This window comes from Pseudomonas sp. E45-MNA-CIBAN-0222, assembly GCF_040310405.1.
GTDB lineage: Bacteria > Pseudomonadota > Gammaproteobacteria > Pseudomonadales > Pseudomonadaceae > Stutzerimonas > Stutzerimonas stutzeri_AC.
Genome location: NZ_JBEOPU010000012.1, coordinates 23,088 through 38,906, shown reverse-complemented (window position 1 = coordinate 38,906; position 15,819 = coordinate 23,088). Strand labels below are relative to the sequence as shown.

General features: G+C 65.0%; 15 protein-coding genes. 10 read left to right on the top strand and 5 right to left on the bottom strand.

Going from position 1 to position 15,819, the window contains the following annotated elements:
- Nucleotides 1–9: 9 nt before the first annotated feature.
- Together AAEZ08_RS17420 and AAEZ08_RS17415 are read right to left on the bottom strand one after the other, a co-directional pair.
- A complete protein-coding gene (locus AAEZ08_RS17420) occupies nt 10–348 on the bottom strand; it encodes a cupredoxin domain-containing protein (RefSeq protein ID WP_003279714.1) in 339 nt (112 codons plus the stop codon).
- Entirely contained in the window at nt 348–881 is a 534-nt protein-coding gene (locus tag AAEZ08_RS17415) for an iron transporter (RefSeq protein WP_003279715.1), read from the bottom strand. The genes AAEZ08_RS17420 and AAEZ08_RS17415 overlap by 1 nt, the downstream gene beginning before the upstream one ends.
- Before the next feature lie 273 nt (nt 882–1,154).
- On the opposite strand from AAEZ08_RS17415, the gene mdtD reads away from it, so the two are divergent.
- From mdtD to AAEZ08_RS17395, 4 genes are all read left to right on the top strand, one after another.
- Complete coding sequence (gene mdtD, locus AAEZ08_RS17410; RefSeq protein ID WP_500124780.1) at nt 1,155–2,582, top strand: multidrug transporter subunit MdtD; 1,428 nt, start codon at nt 1,155–1,157, stop codon at nt 2,580–2,582.
- Nucleotides 2,583–2,814: 232 nt separating this feature from the next.
- Nucleotides 2,815–3,075 carry a hypothetical protein gene (locus tag AAEZ08_RS17405; protein WP_003279719.1) on the top strand — a complete coding sequence of 87 codons (261 nt, stop codon included), beginning with the start codon at nt 2,815–2,817 and terminating at the stop codon, nt 3,073–3,075.
- A gap of 100 nt (nt 3,076–3,175) precedes the next feature.
- Nucleotides 3,176–5,002 carry a phosphogluconate dehydratase gene (gene edd, locus AAEZ08_RS17400; protein ID WP_500124779.1) on the top strand — a complete coding sequence of 609 codons (1,827 nt, stop codon included), beginning with the start codon at nt 3,176–3,178 and terminating at the stop codon, nt 5,000–5,002.
- On the top strand, nt 4,999–5,958 hold the full coding sequence (locus tag AAEZ08_RS17395; protein ID WP_500124778.1) for a glucokinase: 960 nt from the start codon (nt 4,999–5,001) through the stop codon (nt 5,956–5,958). Before edd ends, AAEZ08_RS17395 begins: the two co-directional genes overlap by 4 nt.
- Before the next feature lie 66 nt (nt 5,959–6,024).
- Here the strand turns inward: AAEZ08_RS17395 and AAEZ08_RS17390 are convergent, their stop codons facing one another.
- Nucleotides 6,025–6,894, bottom strand: coding sequence for a MurR/RpiR family transcriptional regulator (locus AAEZ08_RS17390; protein WP_014820929.1), 870 nt, complete (start codon nt 6,892–6,894; stop codon nt 6,025–6,027).
- Nucleotides 6,895–7,065: 171 nt separating this feature from the next.
- On the opposite strand from AAEZ08_RS17390, the gene zwf reads away from it, so the two are divergent.
- From zwf to sugE, 6 genes are all read left to right on the top strand, one after another.
- Nucleotides 7,066–8,535: a glucose-6-phosphate dehydrogenase gene (zwf, locus tag AAEZ08_RS17385; protein ID WP_041014497.1), complete on the top strand. Its 1,470-nt coding sequence runs from the start codon at nt 7,066–7,068 to the stop codon at nt 8,533–8,535.
- On the top strand, nt 8,522–9,235 hold the full coding sequence (gene pgl / locus AAEZ08_RS17380) for a 6-phosphogluconolactonase (protein WP_041014496.1): 714 nt from the start codon (nt 8,522–8,524) through the stop codon (nt 9,233–9,235). Before zwf ends, pgl begins: the two co-directional genes overlap by 14 nt.
- A gap of 18 nt (nt 9,236–9,253) precedes the next feature.
- A complete protein-coding gene (locus AAEZ08_RS17375) occupies nt 9,254–9,991 on the top strand; it encodes a bifunctional 4-hydroxy-2-oxoglutarate aldolase/2-dehydro-3-deoxy-phosphogluconate aldolase (protein WP_122098087.1) in 738 nt (245 codons plus the stop codon).
- A 70-nt stretch (nt 9,992–10,061) separates the two neighbouring features.
- The gene (locus AAEZ08_RS17370; protein WP_500124777.1) at nt 10,062–11,690 is read left to right on the top strand and encodes an NADP-dependent glyceraldehyde-3-phosphate dehydrogenase; all 1,629 of its coding nucleotides are present in this window, start codon (nt 10,062–10,064) and stop codon (nt 11,688–11,690) included.
- Between the two features lie 12 nt (nt 11,691–11,702).
- On the top strand, nt 11,703–12,566 hold the full coding sequence (locus AAEZ08_RS17365) for an aldo/keto reductase (protein WP_500124776.1): 864 nt from the start codon (nt 11,703–11,705) through the stop codon (nt 12,564–12,566).
- 270 nt (nt 12,567–12,836) lie between these two features.
- Entirely contained in the window at nt 12,837–13,157 is a 321-nt protein-coding gene (gene sugE, locus AAEZ08_RS17360) for a quaternary ammonium compound efflux SMR transporter SugE (protein WP_003283584.1), read from the top strand.
- Between the two features lie 263 nt (nt 13,158–13,420).
- Here the strand turns inward: sugE and AAEZ08_RS17355 are convergent, their stop codons facing one another.
- Both AAEZ08_RS17355 and AAEZ08_RS17350 read right to left on the bottom strand, forming a co-directional pair.
- The gene (locus AAEZ08_RS17355) at nt 13,421–14,344 is read right to left on the bottom strand and encodes a MalM family protein (RefSeq protein WP_181067350.1); all 924 of its coding nucleotides are present in this window, start codon (nt 14,342–14,344) and stop codon (nt 13,421–13,423) included.
- A gap of 122 nt (nt 14,345–14,466) precedes the next feature.
- Nucleotides 14,467–15,759 (bottom strand): maltoporin, encoded by a 1,293-nt coding sequence (locus AAEZ08_RS17350; protein ID WP_003283581.1) that lies wholly within the window; start codon nt 15,757–15,759, stop codon nt 14,467–14,469.
- Between the last annotated feature and the right edge of the window lie 60 nt (nt 15,760–15,819).

Sequence of the window (15,819 nt, the reverse complement as noted above, 5' to 3'; positions counted from 1 at the left end):
GCTCCTTTACTACTTGGCGATGATCTCGCCTTCGGGAAGATCCATATGGAATTCGTCGAAGAACGGATAGCGGCCCGGCTTCAGCGGGTGGATCACGACGAAGGAGGTCACCCCGGGTGACAGCACCTTCTCGACGCGCAATGGCGTGCTCTCGAACTCGGTCGGCCCGCTGCCGGCGTTGTGCACGATGATCTTGAAACGCTGGCGGGCCGGAACTTCGATGGTTGCCGGCTCGAAGTGGCCGTCACGGATGGTCAGCTCGTACGTCGGCAGCGCTGCCTGAGCCGGGCCTGCGAGCCCGACCAGCAGCGGCAGTACGCCGAGCAGCAATTGCCCGGCGCGACGCATCAGTAACCCCCTTTCTTGCCGATACCGGCGTAGGTGAACTCGTACGTCAGCTCGCAGCCTTCGAACCAGGGGGCGACGCCGGTTTCCTTGTCGGTGTGGCGACCGAACATGTTGTGGCCCGAGCCTGGCGGCAGGATCTTGTAGGTCAGCTGGTACTTGCCCGGACCGAGCAACTTGACGTTATCGCCGTAGTGCGGGCCGTCGTTAGCCACCATCGGATGGAAATCGCCTTCGACGACTTCGTCGGAGCCCTTCTTGCGCAGCGTGTAGTGGATGCTCAGATAAGGTACGAAGCTGCCTTCCTGCCAGCCATTGCGGTTGTCTTCGGTGGCGCTGATGTCGGCCTCCAGGTGCACGTCGGATTCGGCGGCGGCGCGCATCATGCCTGGCGGGTCCATCTCGACCGGCTGCAGATACACCGCACCGACCTCCATGCCGCCGCAATGCTGCGGTTCGCCAATGGGGTATTCCTTCGCCTGGGCGAGTGGGGTGAGTAGCAGCGTGGTGATGGCCAGGGTGGCAGGGATGCGCATTGAAGCCTCCGGAAAAGCAGAAAAAGGACGGAGAGAAGATTGCACTTGCGCTTCCGAATGATAATGATTCGCGTCAATTTCCCAAGAAATATTTTGTTACCCGGGGATGTATGCAAGCCTGTATGGCGCTACAGGCTGCTGTTCGCGCGGGCTAGCGATGGGCTGCGACCGGTCGTCACAGCCGCTATTGATGCGGGGGCGTGAGCGATGTCTGCGCGAACCGGCGGCGAGCGAATCCTCTAACATGGTGCAACTTTTGTAGTTGGGGCCTTCATGCAACCGCCTGTATCACTCGACGCTCGTACCGCGCGGATTCTGCCGTGGCTGGTGGCCATCGCCTTCTTCATGCAGACGCTGGATGGCACCATTCTCAACACTGCGCTGCCGGCCATGGCGCGTGATTTGGCGGAGAACCCGTTGCGCATGCAGGGCGTGGTCATCGCTTACATGCTCACCGTGGCGTTGCTGATTCCGGCGTCCGGCTGGATTGCCGACCGTTTCGGTAGCCGGCGCATCTTCGTCACCGCGATCGTGCTGTTTTCCGTGGGCTCGCTGTTCTGTGCGCTGTCCACCAGCTTCAACCAGTTGGTGGCATCCCGAGTGCTGCAGGGGCTGGGCGGTGCATTGATGCTGCCGGTGGGGCGTCTAGTGGTGCTGCGGGCCTTTCCGCGCAGCGACTTCGTACGCATCATGGCCTTCATCGCGCTGCCGGGGTTGGTCGGCCCGCTGCTCGGTCCGACCCTGGGTGGCTGGCTGGTGGAGTACGCCTCCTGGCACTGGATTTTCCTGATCAACCTGCCGGTGGGGGTAATCGGCTGCATCGCTGCGCTGCGCTTCATGCCGGACCTCAAGGGACCGGAGCGGGTGCGCTTCGATACGTTCGGCTTCCTGCTGTTCGGTGCGGCGATGGTGCTGGTCACCGTCGCCCTGGAGGGGCTCGGCCAGATGCATATGTCGCACGCTCGCGTGATGCTGCTTCTGTTCGGCGGCGCAGCGTGCATGGCCGCCTACTGGCTGCGCGCCGGGCGCATCGATGCGCCGCTGTTCAGTCCCAAGCTGTTCCACACGCGCAGCTTTGCGGTGGGCATCTTCGGCAACCTGTTCGCCCGCCTGGGTGGTGGTGCGCTGCCGTTCCTGCTGCCATTGCTGCTGCAGGTGGCGCTGGGCTATTCGCCAGCCCAAGCGGGGATGAGCATGATTCCGCTGGCCTTGGGGGCTATGGCGGTCAAATCCCTGGCCAAGCCGATCATCGATCGTCTCGGTTATCGCCGTCTGCTGATCGGCAACACGCTGCTGCTCGGCTCGCTGATCGCCAGCCTGGCGACTATCGATGGGCAAACGCCGACCTGGCTGCTGCTGGTGCACCTGGGGCTGATCGGCATGGTCAACTCGATGCAGTTCACCGCGATGAACACCGTTACCCTGGTCGGCCTCAGCCATGCCGACGCGAGCAGTGGCAACAGCCTGCTGTCGGTGGTGGTGCAGCTATCGATGAGTCTCGGCGTTGCCACCGCCGGTGCACTGCTGGGGGGCTTCACTGTGGATGACGCCCAGAGCAGTGAAGTGCTACGGGCATTTCAGCTGACGTTTCTCTGCGTCGGCGGCATGGCGATGCTCGCCGCTGCGTTGTTCCTGCAGCTTGAGCAGCGCGATCCTGGCGAGCCCGACGACGCTCGTCGGACGGTGGAGGTCGGCGATTAAATCTGGTGTTGACCTGTAAGGAAAGGCGACAGGTGGTTGCATCGCGCTGCGTCATGCTGGCACATCGCCTAACGGCCTAGGTGTTACGTGACTATTCTTCGCGACCGGATGGCGGCAATGACCTGCTGCAATTGTTTACCTGTGCAAGTAAACATTATCGACGTGTAATTATAAGCTACATATCGTTGTGTCTCTGGAAGCGGCACTGCGCCGCAATCAAAGGAGCGAAACGATGAGTGCAATGAGCCTCGCCTGGCTGCTGATTGGCACCTCGCTGTGCGGTGTGATGGTGCTACTGGTACTGCTCTGGCTGTTATGGATGGGTCGGCAGAGCCAATGCCGAGAACTGGAGGTGCTGCGCGAGCTGCTGGACGGCCTTGGTCAGATGATCGTGCGCCTGGAGCAGGACAAGGCTGAGCTGACTTCCGGACTGCGGGCGGAAAAGGCCTGCGTCGCCCAGCTGCGCCGTCAGCTGGAATTGCTGCGCCAGTGAATGATGTTTGTTGTTTAAACAAACATATTTCTTCGAAAAGCTGTGTTTCGTCGTTATGATTCGCTCCTATTGTTTATAAAAACTACAAATAGGAGGTTTCATGCATCCCGTCGTGGTCCAAGTCACCCAGCGCCTGATCGAGCGCAGCCGGCCGACACGCGAAGCCTATCTCGCCATGATTCGCGGCGCTGCCAGTGCCGGGCCGGCACGCAACGGCGCGCAATGCGCGAACTTCGCCCATGGCGTTGCCGGCTGCGGCACCCAGGACAAGCAGCGCCTGCGCCTGCCAGACGCGGCCAATATTGCCATCGTCACCGCCTACAACGACATGCTCTCGGCGCATCAGCCCTACGAGGATTACCCCGAGCGCCTGCGCCAGGCACTGCGCGATATCGGCTCGGTGGGGCAGGTGGCGGGTGGTGTGCCGGCGATGTGTGACGGCGTCACCCAGGGCGAGCCGGGCATGGAGCTGGCCATTGCCAGTCGCGAGGTGATCGCCATGAGCACCGCGGTGGCGCTGTCGCACAACCTGTTCGATGCGGCGCTGCTGCTCGGCATCTGCGACAAGATCGTTCCCGGGTTGCTGATCGGCGCGCTGCGCTTCGGTCATCTGCCCGCCGTGTTCGTGCCGGCCGGGCCGATGCCGTCCGGTCTGGCCAACAAGGACAAGGCCGCGGTGCGCCAGCGCTATGCCGAAGGCAAGGCAGGTCGCGATGAGCTGCTGGCGGCGGAAATGCAGGCCTATCACAGCCCTGGCACCTGCACCTTCTACGGCACCGCCAACACCAATCAGATGCTGATGGAAGTCATGGGCCTGCATCTGCCGGGCTCGTCCTTCGTCAACCCGGGCACGCCATTGCGCGATGCACTGACCGCCGAGGCCGCGCGCCAGGTCACTCGACTGACGCCACAGGGCGGCAGCTTCACGCCGCTCGGTGAGCTCGTCGACGAGCGCGTATTGGTCAACGCCATCGTCGCGCTGCATGCCACCGGCGGCTCGACCAATCACACCCTGCACATGCCGGCCATCGCCCAGGCAGCGGGCATCCAGCTGACCTGGCAGGACATGGCCGACCTTTCCGCAGTGGTGCCGACGCTGGCGCGGGTCTATCCCAATGGTTCAGCCGACATCAATCACTTCCATGCCGCGGGCGGCGTCGCGCTGCTGGTGCGCGAGCTGCTCGCGGCCGGCCTGCTGCACGAGGATGTGCATACCGTGATGGGTCGCGGCCTCAATCGCTACACCCAGGAGCCCTTCCTCGAAGACGGTCGGCTGACTTGGCGTGAAGGCGCTGCGGCGAGCCTGGACGAAAGCATCCTGCGGCCGGTCGCGCGGCCGTTCTCGGCTGAAGGCGGGCTGCGGGTGATGAGCGGCAATCTCGGTCGCGGGGTGATGAAGGTGTCCGCCGTGGCGCCCGAGCACCGTGTCGTGGAAGCGCCGGCGCGGGTCTTTGCCGATCAGCTGGAGTTGGTCGAGGCGTTCAAGGCGGGCGAGCTGGAGCGCGACGTCGTTGCGGTGGTGCGCTTCCAGGGGCCGCGCGCTAACGGCATGCCCGAGTTGCACAAGCTGACGCCTTATCTTGGTCTGTTGCAGGACCGCGGTTTCAAGGTCGCGCTGGTCACCGACGGGCGCATGTCCGGTGCGTCGGGCAAGGTGCCGGCGGCGATTCATGTGTGCCCGGAGGCAATCGATGGCGGCCCGTTAGCGCGCGTGCGCGACGGCGATCTGCTGCGTGTGGATGGGCAGACCGGTGTGCTCGAGCTACTGGTTGATGCCGCCGAGCTGGCCGACCGATCACCGGCTGCCGTTCCGGCTGCGACTGTCCAGGGCTGCGGGCGCGAGCTGTTCGGCTTTATGCGGGCGGCGTTCAGCTCCGCCGAGCAGGGCGCCTGCGTGTTCACTGCCGGGCTGGAGGCGCTGCGATGAGGCTGGCGCTGGTAGGGGATATCGGCGGAACCAATGCACGCTTCGCATTGTGGCGCGACTCGCGGCTGGAGTCGGTGCGGGTACTGGCAACGGCGGATTTCGCCACGCCCGAGACGGCGGTTGAGTATTACCTGGCTTCGCTGGGTTTGGCGGCGGGCAGCGTCGAAGCGGCCTGTCTGGCCTGTGCCGGGCCGGTCAAGGGCGAGCAGTTCACCTTTACCAATAATCACTGGCGGCTGACGCGAAGCGATTTCTGTGGCGCTCTGCAGTTGGACGAGCTGCTGCTGATCAATGACTTCGCCGCGATGGCGCTGGGTATGACGCGGGTAGGCGAAGCGGGGCGGCGCATGATCTGTGCTGGCGAGGCCGAGACAGGCGCGCCGGCGCTGGTCATCGGGCCGGGTACCGGGCTTGGCGTCGCCGCATTGATGCCCTTGGGTGATGGTTGTTGGCGTGCGTTGCCGGGGGAGGGCGGGCACGTCGATCTGCCCGTGGCCGATGCACACGAGGCGGCGCTGTGGCAGATGCTCTTCGCGCAGCTTGGTCATGTGCGTGCCGAAGACGTGCTCAGTGGCGGCGGCTTGCTGCTGCTCTACCGTGCGGTCTGTGCCCTGGCCGGTTTGTCGCCGCGACTGGCGTCGCCGGCTGAAGTCACCGCGGCCGCGCTCGCGGGCGATCATGTGGCGGTGGCGACCCTGGAGCAGTTCTGCGTGTGGCTCGGCCGGGTTGCCGGCAACAACGTGCTCACGCTCGGTGCGCGCGGCGGGGTGTATATCGTTGGCGGTGTCGTGCCGCGTTTCGCCGATTTCTTCGCGGTCAGTGGTTTTGCTCACGGCTTTACCAGCAAGGGCTCCATGAGCGGCTATCTCGGCGATGTGCCGGTGTGGCTGGTGACTGCTGAGTTTCCGGGGCTGGAGGGCGCCGGGGTGGCGCTGGAGCAGGCGCTGGCACGCTGATCCGGCGCGTTCCGGTGTGTGATGGCGGGATGTTGTTAAAGCAACATCTCCGCCGGCGCGGTTGCTCTAGCTCGGCTCTTCATCCGCCGGATAGCGGCTCGCGTTGAGGCTTTCCTTCACCTTGCGCAGGTGCGGCTGGAAATCCACGCCGCGGCGCAGGGTCATGCCGGTGGCGAGCACGTCGAGTACGGTGAGCTGGATGATGCGCGAGGTCATCGGCATGTAGATGTCGGTGTCCTCGGGCAGCGGAATGTTCAGGCTCAGCGTGCTGGCCTGTGCCAGCGGTGAGCCGGCGGCGGTCAGGCCGAGTACCGAGGCGCCGTTCTGCCGGGCGATGCGCGCCACCTCCACCAGCTCGCGGGTACGCCCGGTGTAGGAAATGATCACGAACAGCTCGCCGGTGTGCGCCACCGAGGCCAGCATTCGCTGCATCAGCACGTCCGAATGGGCGGTTACCGCCAGGTTGAAGCGGAAGAACTTGTGCTGCGCATCCAGTGCCACGGAGGCCGAGGCGCCGAGGCCGAAGAAGTGAATCTGCCGGGCCTGGATCATCAGGTCCACGGCGCGGCTGACCAGTTGCGGGTCGAGGCTCTGGCAGGCGCTGTCCAGTGAGGCGATGGCCGAGCCGAAGATCTTGCGGGTGTATTCCGCTGGGCCGTCGTCGGGTTCCACCGCCTGGCTGACGTAGGCGGCGCCGCTGGCCAGGCTCTGCGCCAGCTGCATCTTCAGTTCCGGATAACCGCTGACGCCGAACGAGCGACAGAAGCGATTCACTGTCGGCTCGCTGACCTGCGCGGTCTGCGCCAGGGTGGCGATGCTGAAGCGGGTGGCCTGCTGCGGGTTGCGCAGGATCACCTCGGCGACCTTGCGCTCGGCCTTGTTGAGGTCTTCGATGCGGCGCTGGATCTGCTCAAGCAGGTTGTGTACGCGGTCCATGTCGGTCCTGATGCGGCTTGCCAAAGGGGTGGCCTATCCTACTGAGGGCGGTGCGGAGCGGCCACAGGTATCTAAATCTGCGGTAAATGTTGTTTTTATTACTACATTGAACTTGAATAACAGGGCATCGCCGTGTATTCATAGTGCAGTTTTAGTAGAAGAACAAACATCATGACGCCACTATCTGTCGAACCCTGCACCCTGGCGCTGTTCGGCGCCCTCGGTGATCTGGCCCTGCGCAAGCTGTTTCCCGCGCTCTATCAGCTCGATCGCGCCGGCCTGCTGCCAACCGAAACGCGCCTGCTCGCGCTGGCTCGTGAGAGCGGCGAGGCGGCGAGCCATCTGGCGATGATCGAAGAACATCTGCGCCGCCACGTCGGCGAACGCGACCTCGATGAAGCCGTGCTGCAGCGCTTCATGGCGCGCCTGGACTACCTGAGTATGGATTTTCGGCGCGCCGAGGATTTCGTCGCGCTAGCGGACAAGGCCGGCAACGCGGAAAGCATCGTCGCTTTCTTTGCCACGCCGGCTTCCGTCTACGGTGCGATCTGCGCCGGGCTGGCCGAGGCCGGGCTGGCCGAGCGCACCCGCGTGGTGCTGGAAAAGCCCATCGGTCATGACCTGGAATCCTCCCGCGAAGTGAACGACGCGGTGGCGCGTTTCTTCCCGGAAGACCGCACCTACCGCATCGATCATTACCTGGGCAAAGACACGGTGCAGAACCTGATCGCCCTGCGCTTTGCCAACAGCCTGTTCGAAACCCAGTGGAACCAGAACCACATCTCCCACGTGGAGATCACCGTCGCCGAAACCGTCGGTATCGAAGGCCGCTGGGGCTACTTCGACCAGGCCGGCCAGTTGCGCGACATGATTCAGAATCACCTGCTGCAGCTGCTCTGCCTGATCGCCATGGACCCGCCCAGCGACCTCTCGGCCGACAGCATCCGCGACGAGAAGGTCAAGGTGCTCAAGGCGCTGGCGCCGATTGCGCCAGAACATCTTGGCCAGCAGCTGGTGCGCGGCCAGTACGTCGCCGGCAGCATCCTTGGCCGCCACGTGCCGGGCTATCTGGAGGAAGAAAACTCCAACACCCAGAGCGACACCGAAACCTTCGTCGCGCTGCGGGCGGAAATCTGCAATTGGCGCTGGGCCGGCGTGCCGTTCTACCTGCGTACCGGTAAGCGCATGCCGCAGAAGCTGTCGCAGATCGTTATCCACTTCAAGGCGCCGCCGCACTACATCTTCGCCCCGGAACAGCGCCAGCTGATCGGCAACAAGCTGATCATCCGCCTGCAGCCGCAGGAGGGCATCTCGCTGCTGGTGATGACCAAGGACCAGGGCCTGGACAAGGGCATGCAGCTGCGCAGCGGCCCGCTGCAGCTGAACTTCTCGGAAACCTACAAGAGCCCGCGTATCCCCGATGCCTACGAGCGCCTGTTGTTGGAAGTGATGAAGGGCAACCAGAACCTCTTCGTGCGCAAGGACGAAATCGAATACGCCTGGAAGTGGTGCGACCAGCTGATCGACGGCTGGCAGCGCGTCGGCGCCCCACCCAAACCTTATGCAGCAGGCAGCTGGGGACCGGCTGCCTCGATTGCCCTGATCAGCCGTGATGGCAGGAGTTGGTATGACGATCTCTAATCTCGATCTGCCCGTGCAGACCCTGGGTTTCAGCCTTGGTGACGCCGAGCAGCTGGCCGGCGAACTGGCGCTGACCGTTAGCAACGCCCTGCGTGGTGCGATCACCGAGCGCGGTGCGGCGACCCTGGTGGTTTCCGGCGGCCGCAGCCCGATCGCCTTCTTCGAGCGCCTGGCGCAGCAGGAACTGGATTGGGCCAAGGTCACCGTCAGCCTCGCCGACGAGCGCTGGGTGCCGGTCAGCCATCCCGACAGCAACGAAGGCCTGCTGCGTCGCCATCTGTTGCAGGGGCCGGCCGCCGCGGCACGCCTGGTTGGCCTGTACCAGAGCGCGGCGAGTCTGGAAGAGGCCGCCGAACGCGCCGACGCCGTATTGGCCGAGCTGCCGCCGATCGACGTGCTGGTGCTGGGCATGGGCGAGGACGGCCACACAGCCTCGCTGTTCCCGGAGAGCCCGAATCTGCAGCAGGCGCTCGACCCGCGTGGTACGCGGCGCTGCCTGCCGATGCAGGCGCCAACTGTGCCGCGCCAGCGCCTGAGTATGAGCCTGTCGCTGCTGGCCAGCGCCCGCCTGACGCTGCTCGCTCTGCATGGCCCGGGCAAGCTGGCCACGCTCAATCAGGCCCTGGCTGGCGAGCCCTACGAAGCGATGCCGATTCGCGCCTTCCTCGCCCGTCCCCTCGAAATCTACTGGTGCCCCTGAGGCCGCAAGGAATTATCCATGACATCTATCCAAACCAGCGCCGACGCCATGAACGACAAGATCGCCCTGATCGACAAGTGGTGTAGCGCTGCGCGCATCCTGCCGGTGATCACCATCGAGCGTGAGGCGGACATCCTGCCGTTGGCCGACGCCCTGGCCGCCGGTGGCCTGCGCGTGCTGGAAATCACCCTGCGTTCGGCGCTGGGCCTGGGCGCCATTCGCCTGCTGCGCGAGCAGCGCCCGGAGCTGATCGTCGGCGCCGGCACCGTGCTCGACGCCAACATGCTCGAGCAGGCCGAGGCCGCCGGTGCACAGTTCATCGTCTCGCCCGGCAGCACGCCGGCGTTGCTTGAAGCCGCCTTGCAGGGCCCGCTACCGCTGCTGCCAGGCGTCGCCAGTGCTTCGGAAATTATGCTCGGCTACGCGATGGGCTATCGCCGCTTCAAGCTGTTCCCCGCCGAGATCTGTGGCGGCGTGGCAGCGCTCAAGGCGCTGGGCGGGCCGTTCGGTGACATCCGCTTCTGCCCGACCGGTGGCGTCAATGCGCGCAATGCGCGGGATTACCTCAGCCTGGCCAATGTGATGTGCGTTGGCGGCACCTGGATGGTCGACGCCAAGGCCGTGCGTGCCGGCGACTGGGCCGCCATCGAAAGCGCCACGCGCCAGGCCCTGCAGGCGCTGGACAGCGCGCCGGCGGCCGAGCTGCCGCGCGACTTCGACCTGCGCGCCGAGCGTGCCGAACAGCGCGAGCTGTAATCGTCCCATCCCCCCGCGGCGGGCGAAGGCCCGCCGCATCTTCCCCATCTTCTCGCTACCTGGAGGTTGCATGAGCAACGCGCGCCCGCTTTCCGAGCTTTTCCCCCGTCTGGATGAGATTCCCGAGGCCTATCGTCCGGATGCACCGGTTACGCAGCGCGATTATCTGGTCGATGGCGAGCTGATGCACTGGGACGGTCCTATGGCCGAGGTACGCAGCCCGGTGTTCCTGCGCGAGGCGGACGGCTGCGAGCATCAGGTGGTCCTTGGCAGTACGCCGCTGCTGGATGCCGACGCCGCGCTACGCGCATTGGACGCCGCCGTCGCCGCTTACGATAACGGCCGCGGCGCCTGGCCAACCATGCGTGTGGCTGAGCGCATCGCCCACGTCGAGAGCTTTCTGGCGCGCATGCGGGAACAGCGCGAGGCTGTGGTCAAGCTGCTGATGTGGGAGATCGGCAAGAACCTCAAGGATTCCGAAAAGGAATTCGACCGCACCTGCGACTACATCGTCGACACCATTCATGCGCTGAAGGAGCTGGACCGCAGCTCCAGCCGCTTCGAGCTGGAGCAGGGCACGCTCGGCCAGATCCGCCGCGTGCCGATGGGTGTGGCGCTGTGCATGGGGCCGTACAACTACCCGCTGAACGAAACCTTCACCACGCTGATCCCGGCGCTGATCATGGGTAACACGGTGGTGTTCAAACCGGCCAAGTTCGGTGTGCTGCTGGTACATCCGCTGCTCGAAGCCTTCCGCGGCAGCTTCCCGGCCGGCGTCATCAACGTCATCTACGGCCGTGGTCGTGAGACCGTCAGTGCACTGATGGCCAGCGGCAAGATCGACGTGTTCGCCTTTATCGGCACGCACAAGGGCGCCGCCGATCTGAAGAAACTGCACCCGCGCCCGCACCGCCTGCGCGCCGCGCTGGGGCTGGACGCGAAGAATCCGGGCATCGTCCTGCCGGAGGTCGATCTGGACAACGCGGTGGAAGAGGCCGTGACCGGCGCGCTGTCGTTCAACGGCCAGCGTTGCACGGCATTGAAGATCCTCTTCGTGCATGAGGCGGTGCTCGATGGCTTTCTCGAACGCTTCGCCGCTCGCGTCAACGCGCTCAAGCCGGGCATGCCCTGGGAGCCCGGCGTCGCGCTGACGCCGCTGCCCGAGCCGGGCAAGACCGATTATCTGCATGCGGTGCTCGAAGACGCCGTGGCCAAGGGCGCGCGGGTGATCAACGCCGGCGGTGGCGAGTCGCACCAGACCTTCTTCCAGCCGGCCGTGCTGAGCCCGGTGGATTCGTCCATGCGTGTCTACCACGAAGAGCAGTTCGGCCCGCTGGTGCCGGTGGTGCCGTACCGCGACCTGCAGGAGGTGATCGATTACGTCACCGCCTCCGACTACGGCCAGCAGCTGTCGATCTTCGGCAACGACCCGGCGCAGGTCGGCGAGCTGGTCGATGCCTTCGTCAACCAGGTCGGCCGCATCAACATCAACGCCCAGTGCCAGCGCGGGCCGGACAGCTATCCGTTCAACGGCCGCAAGAATTCCGCCGAGGGCACGCTGTCGGTACATGACGCCCTGCGCGTGTTCTCCATCCGCACTCTGGTGGCGACCCGCTTCAACGAGGCCAACAAGCAGCTGGTCGACCGTATCATTCGTGACCGCCAGTCGAGCTTCCTGACCACCGATTACATCTTCTGACGGAGCCGTGCCATGGCGTCGCCCGTGCTCGCCCAGCCGCTGTTGCTGGGCATGATGCGCCTGCTGGAATACCCCGAGCTGGGTGAACCCCAGGCACTGCTGGCGTTCATCGAACGCTGTGTCGAGCGCGGGCTGAACGGTTTCGACCATGCCGATCTCTATGCTGGCGGGCGCTGCGAGGCGCACTTCGGCGCGGCCCTGCGCCTGGCGCCGGCGCTGCGCCAGCGTCTGCAGATCATCGGCAAGGTCGATATCGTGCCGGCGGAGCAGGATTGCTCGCGCTGGCAGGTCAAGCACTACGACACCAGTGCCCGTTATCTGCGCGAGGCGGTGGACGGCAGCCTGGCGCGTCTGGGTGTCGAGCGGCTCGACGGTTTTCTGCTGCACCGGCCGGACCCGCTGTTGCAGGTCGACGAGGTGGCGGACACGCTGAACGACCTGATCGCCAGCGGCAAGGTCGGCTGGGTAGGGCTGTCAAACGCCGAGGTGTTGCATTGCCAGGCATTGGCGCAACGCGTGCCGCTGCGCTGCAACCAGATCGAACTCTCGCTGAAGGCCCAGCAAGGGGTATGGGACGGCGGTTTGCATGCCTTGCAGGCCGCGGGTCTGCAGGTGCTGGCCTGGTCGCCCATGGGCGGAGGACGCTTCGGTGAGCGCTTGTGCAGCGCACTCAGTGAGGTCGCCGCCGACCGGGGCGCCACGGCCAATCAGGTGGCGCTGGCCTGGCTGCGGCAGCTACCCGGTCGTCCGTTGCCGATCCTCGGCAGCCTGCGCTGGGAGCGGATCGAGGAGGCGCTGCTGGGCGCCGAACTGGAGCTGGACCGTCCCGCCTGGTTCTACCTGAGCGAAGCGGCCCGCGGGCATGAGGTGGCCTGAGGCAGGGGACATCGGTCCGCTATCCGACGTGGAAAATGCTTCGCAGTTTTCCACCCTACGCGGGACTCGTAGGGTGGATGTCGCTTCATCCATCTACCGCGGACATCTGCGATGGTTCGGCATTTCCCGATTAGGAACGCTATCGATCAATGGGCGCTGTGAGTGGTCCAAAACGGTGCGCGGCTGTGCTAGGGTCGCGTCCGCCGCGGGACGACCCGCTGGCATGTCGAATCGTGCGGGGACGGCCCTGCAGTTGATGGAGTCATCGTCATGCATTCGGCCTGGATCATGTTGACCATTGCCGGCCTCCTGGAAGTAGGTTGGGCCATTGGCCTCAAGGCTTCCGAAGGCTTCACCCGCCCGCTGCCGAGCGTACTCACCCTGGTGGCCATGGCCGCCAGCTTCTTCCTTCTCGCCCGCGCAATGCAGGTATTGCCGGTGGGTACCGCCTATGCCATTTGGGTCGGAATCGGTGCGCTAGGCACTGTAGCCCTGGGTATTGTCATCTTCGGCGAGAGTGCTTCGACCGCGCGGCTCGTCAGTGTCGTGCTGCTGCTGGCGGGGTTGGTGGGGTTGAAGCTGACGGCCTGACGCGCAGCGCCGTGTCCTGACGCGCGCAAGGCGGTTTGCGCACTCGGCGTTCCTGCAATTGGTGGGCAGAAGCCCACCCTACGGTGCCAGCAGACGTCGTAGGGTGGATGACGCTTTATCCATCCACCGCTTCGATGGCGCAGATGTGCGAGTCGTCTCGTTCGTACCGGGCCGGCTGGGAGAGTCGGCCCTCCTGCAATTGGTGGGCTGAAGCCCACCCTACAGTGGTAGCAGGCGATGGTGCGCGCACTTGCCGGTTTTGTTCAGCGAATCTCGATGCGCTCCAGCAGGTACTTCTTCGCTCCGCTATCACCCACTCGCGTGGCTTCGTCGGCCAGGCGCAGGGCGCGTTCCAGGTCCTTCTGCGTCAGTGCGGCATCAATCGCCTGGCGGTAGTAGGCCGATGTTTCTGGCAGTACTGCCGGTCCCGGCGTGCCGGGCAGTTCGTTGCCCATTTCCTGGCCGATGCTGTAGCCGGGCACGTAGCCCTTGGCCGGGGCATTGGCGTCACGGTCGGGGATCATCACCAGCCTGATCACCCCCACCGGCGAGTGCGGCGCCACTGGATCGGGAATGCTCGGCGGCTCGTTGCCCGCCGCCTTGGCATAGGCCTTTGCCGGGTGCTGCAGAACGGTCTGCCCGGCCATCTGTGCGTCGCTGGTGTAGAGAATCAGGTAGCGCTCGTTGCCAGGGTGTTCAGGCTGGGAGCGGTCGATGCGGATGCGTGCATCCAGGCTGTCGCCTTTCAGCCCGGTGGGCGGCACGTAGGTGAAATCGTCACCATCCAGCAGTCGGGTCGGGCGCATGCGGCTGTCCAGCAGCATGGCGTTGGGCGCCAGCACGCTGCTGCCGGCCTGGCTGTAGAGACGGATCTCGAACGAGGGGCCGCCGGCCGGCAGGGTGAAGGCGCGCAAGAAGCTCTTGCCGGTCTCGAAAGTGTAGGCCGGCGCCTGGGTGTCGATCAGTACGTCGCCAGCGAAACCGGGTTCCAGCGTTTCGAACGGCAACTGGTCAATACCACTGCAGCAGGTTGGCGCGGCAGCCAGCGCGTCACGGGCCTGCTCGACCGGACGTTCCAACGGTTTCGGACTGGTCGTGAGAGCGTCGACCCGGCGCAGCGGCTCACTGCTGCAACCGGCGAGCGCCAGGGCCAATAGCCCGGCGGTAAGGAAGGACAAGCGATGCATGATGGTTCTCCGAACAAAAAATGCCCCGACCTGCCAGCGTCGGGGCAAAGGCACCGTCAGGACGGTGGGAGCGGAAAGGGCGCCGTCGCGGTCGGTCCACGACGGCACTTAAACGTTGCGGCTTACCACCAGGCCTCGGCCTGCACGCCGAAGGTGATGCCGTCGTCGTCACCGGCATCAATGGACTCGCTGGCGGCCTGGTAACGTCCGCCGTCCCATTTGGCGTAGGTGGCGAACACGCGAATCTGCGGGCGCGCCCAGAAGCTGTTGCCCGCCGACCACTGCTGGGCGAGGGTGAGCTTCTTCAGGTCGCGGCTGCGCTCGCCGTCGGCCTGCGGATCAACGCGGTCATAGCCGAACTCCAGCGCGGTGCTCATCACGTCGCTCCACTTGTACACCGGGCGCACACCGAAGCTGGCCCAGGTCTGCCCGGAGTCGTTGTCGAAGTCGCGGTCCTCGTAGATCTGCACGTACATCATCTCGATGTTGTCGGTCAGGCCGACCACGCCCTGGTTGACCAGGCGGAACATCTTGCCGTCGCTGTTACCGGTGTTGTTGCGGCCGCTGCTGCCGATGATGCCGTCGGTGCCGTACTGCAGGGCGAGCTTGTTGTAGCCGCCGAACCAGTTGCTCTGGGTGTGCTCGAGGGTGACCAGATGACCTTTCTGGTCCTGGTAGCCGGGGTCGCGCTCCTGCTCGTCGGTGAGGTTGGCCTTGCCGTAGTCGTAGCCGATCTCCAGCTTGCCGCCCGGGTTGACGTCGATCTCGGCGAGGCGGAAATCGAGGGTGTCGTTCGCCAGGTTGGTGCCAGTGCCCGAACCCTGGTAGACCCAGTCGCCGTCGGTGTTGCGAATCCACGCCACGCTGGCCTTGGCGAAGCCCAGGTCGATGTCTTCGATACCGGCGCCGGGGCCGGAGACGTCCCAGTAGTAGTAGTCGTTGATGTGCACGTCGTGACGCTTGTAGTAGCGCTTGCCGGCCCAGATCGCCGCGCCCGGCAGGCTCGGGATGAGGTTCTTGCCGACCACGTTGAACTGGCGGATGGAGGTGGTGCCGGCCTCGTCGAAGGGATTGTTCTCGCCGCCGTTGGTGTCGGTGCCGGTGGCTTCCCAGTCGTTACCCTGGTCGGAGCGGTAGGCGATCATGCTGTCGACGTAGAAGCTGCGGTTGCCTTCGCTCCAGACTTCCTTACCGAGGCCGATCTCGGCGTAGGTTTCGCATTCGTTGCCCAGGCGGTATTTCGCTGGTGCGCCGGCGGCCTGGAAGCAGGCCTGATCGCCGCCACCTGCGGTGGCGCCAACGCCCGAGCGCAGGTAGCCGTGGAAGTCGACCGCCAGGGCCGGAGCGCTGACCAGCAGCGCAGCGAGGATGCAGGCGGGTTTGAAGGCAAAGCTAGGGTGCGCGGTGTGCTTCATGACGAGGTCCTTGTTTTTCTTGTTAATGCCGAATCGATCACGCCGTAGCTGCCTGCCAGG

What these genes read in the sequence shown, in the direction of transcription:
- mdtD (WP_500124780.1), top strand. Translation starts at nt 1,155, where the DNA reads ATGCAACCGCCTGTATCACTCGACGCTCGTACCGCGCGGATTCTGCCG.
- AAEZ08_RS17420 (WP_003279714.1), bottom strand. Translation starts at nt 348, where the DNA reads ATGCGTCGCGCCGGGCAATTGCTGCTCGGCGTACTGCCGCTGCTGGTC.
- zwf (WP_041014497.1), top strand. Translation starts at nt 7,066, where the DNA reads ATGACGCCACTATCTGTCGAACCCTGCACCCTGGCGCTGTTCGGCGCC.
- AAEZ08_RS17405 (WP_003279719.1), top strand. Translation starts at nt 2,815, where the DNA reads ATGAGTGCAATGAGCCTCGCCTGGCTGCTGATTGGCACCTCGCTGTGC.
- AAEZ08_RS17395 (WP_500124778.1), top strand. Translation starts at nt 4,999, where the DNA reads ATGAGGCTGGCGCTGGTAGGGGATATCGGCGGAACCAATGCACGCTTC.
- AAEZ08_RS17370 (WP_500124777.1), top strand. Translation starts at nt 10,062, where the DNA reads ATGAGCAACGCGCGCCCGCTTTCCGAGCTTTTCCCCCGTCTGGATGAG.
- pgl (WP_041014496.1), top strand. Translation starts at nt 8,522, where the DNA reads ATGACGATCTCTAATCTCGATCTGCCCGTGCAGACCCTGGGTTTCAGC.
- AAEZ08_RS17415 (WP_003279715.1), bottom strand. Translation starts at nt 881, where the DNA reads ATGCGCATCCCTGCCACCCTGGCCATCACCACGCTGCTACTCACCCCA.
- AAEZ08_RS17375 (WP_122098087.1), top strand. Translation starts at nt 9,254, where the DNA reads ATGACATCTATCCAAACCAGCGCCGACGCCATGAACGACAAGATCGCC.
- edd (WP_500124779.1), top strand. Translation starts at nt 3,176, where the DNA reads ATGCATCCCGTCGTGGTCCAAGTCACCCAGCGCCTGATCGAGCGCAGC.
- sugE (WP_003283584.1), top strand. Translation starts at nt 12,837, where the DNA reads ATGCATTCGGCCTGGATCATGTTGACCATTGCCGGCCTCCTGGAAGTA.
- AAEZ08_RS17350 (WP_003283581.1), bottom strand. Translation starts at nt 15,759, where the DNA reads ATGAAGCACACCGCGCACCCTAGCTTTGCCTTCAAACCCGCCTGCATC.
- AAEZ08_RS17365 (WP_500124776.1), top strand. Translation starts at nt 11,703, where the DNA reads ATGGCGTCGCCCGTGCTCGCCCAGCCGCTGTTGCTGGGCATGATGCGC.
- AAEZ08_RS17355 (WP_181067350.1), bottom strand. Translation starts at nt 14,344, where the DNA reads ATGCATCGCTTGTCCTTCCTTACCGCCGGGCTATTGGCCCTGGCGCTC.
- AAEZ08_RS17390 (WP_014820929.1), bottom strand. Translation starts at nt 6,894, where the DNA reads ATGGACCGCGTACACAACCTGCTTGAGCAGATCCAGCGCCGCATCGAA.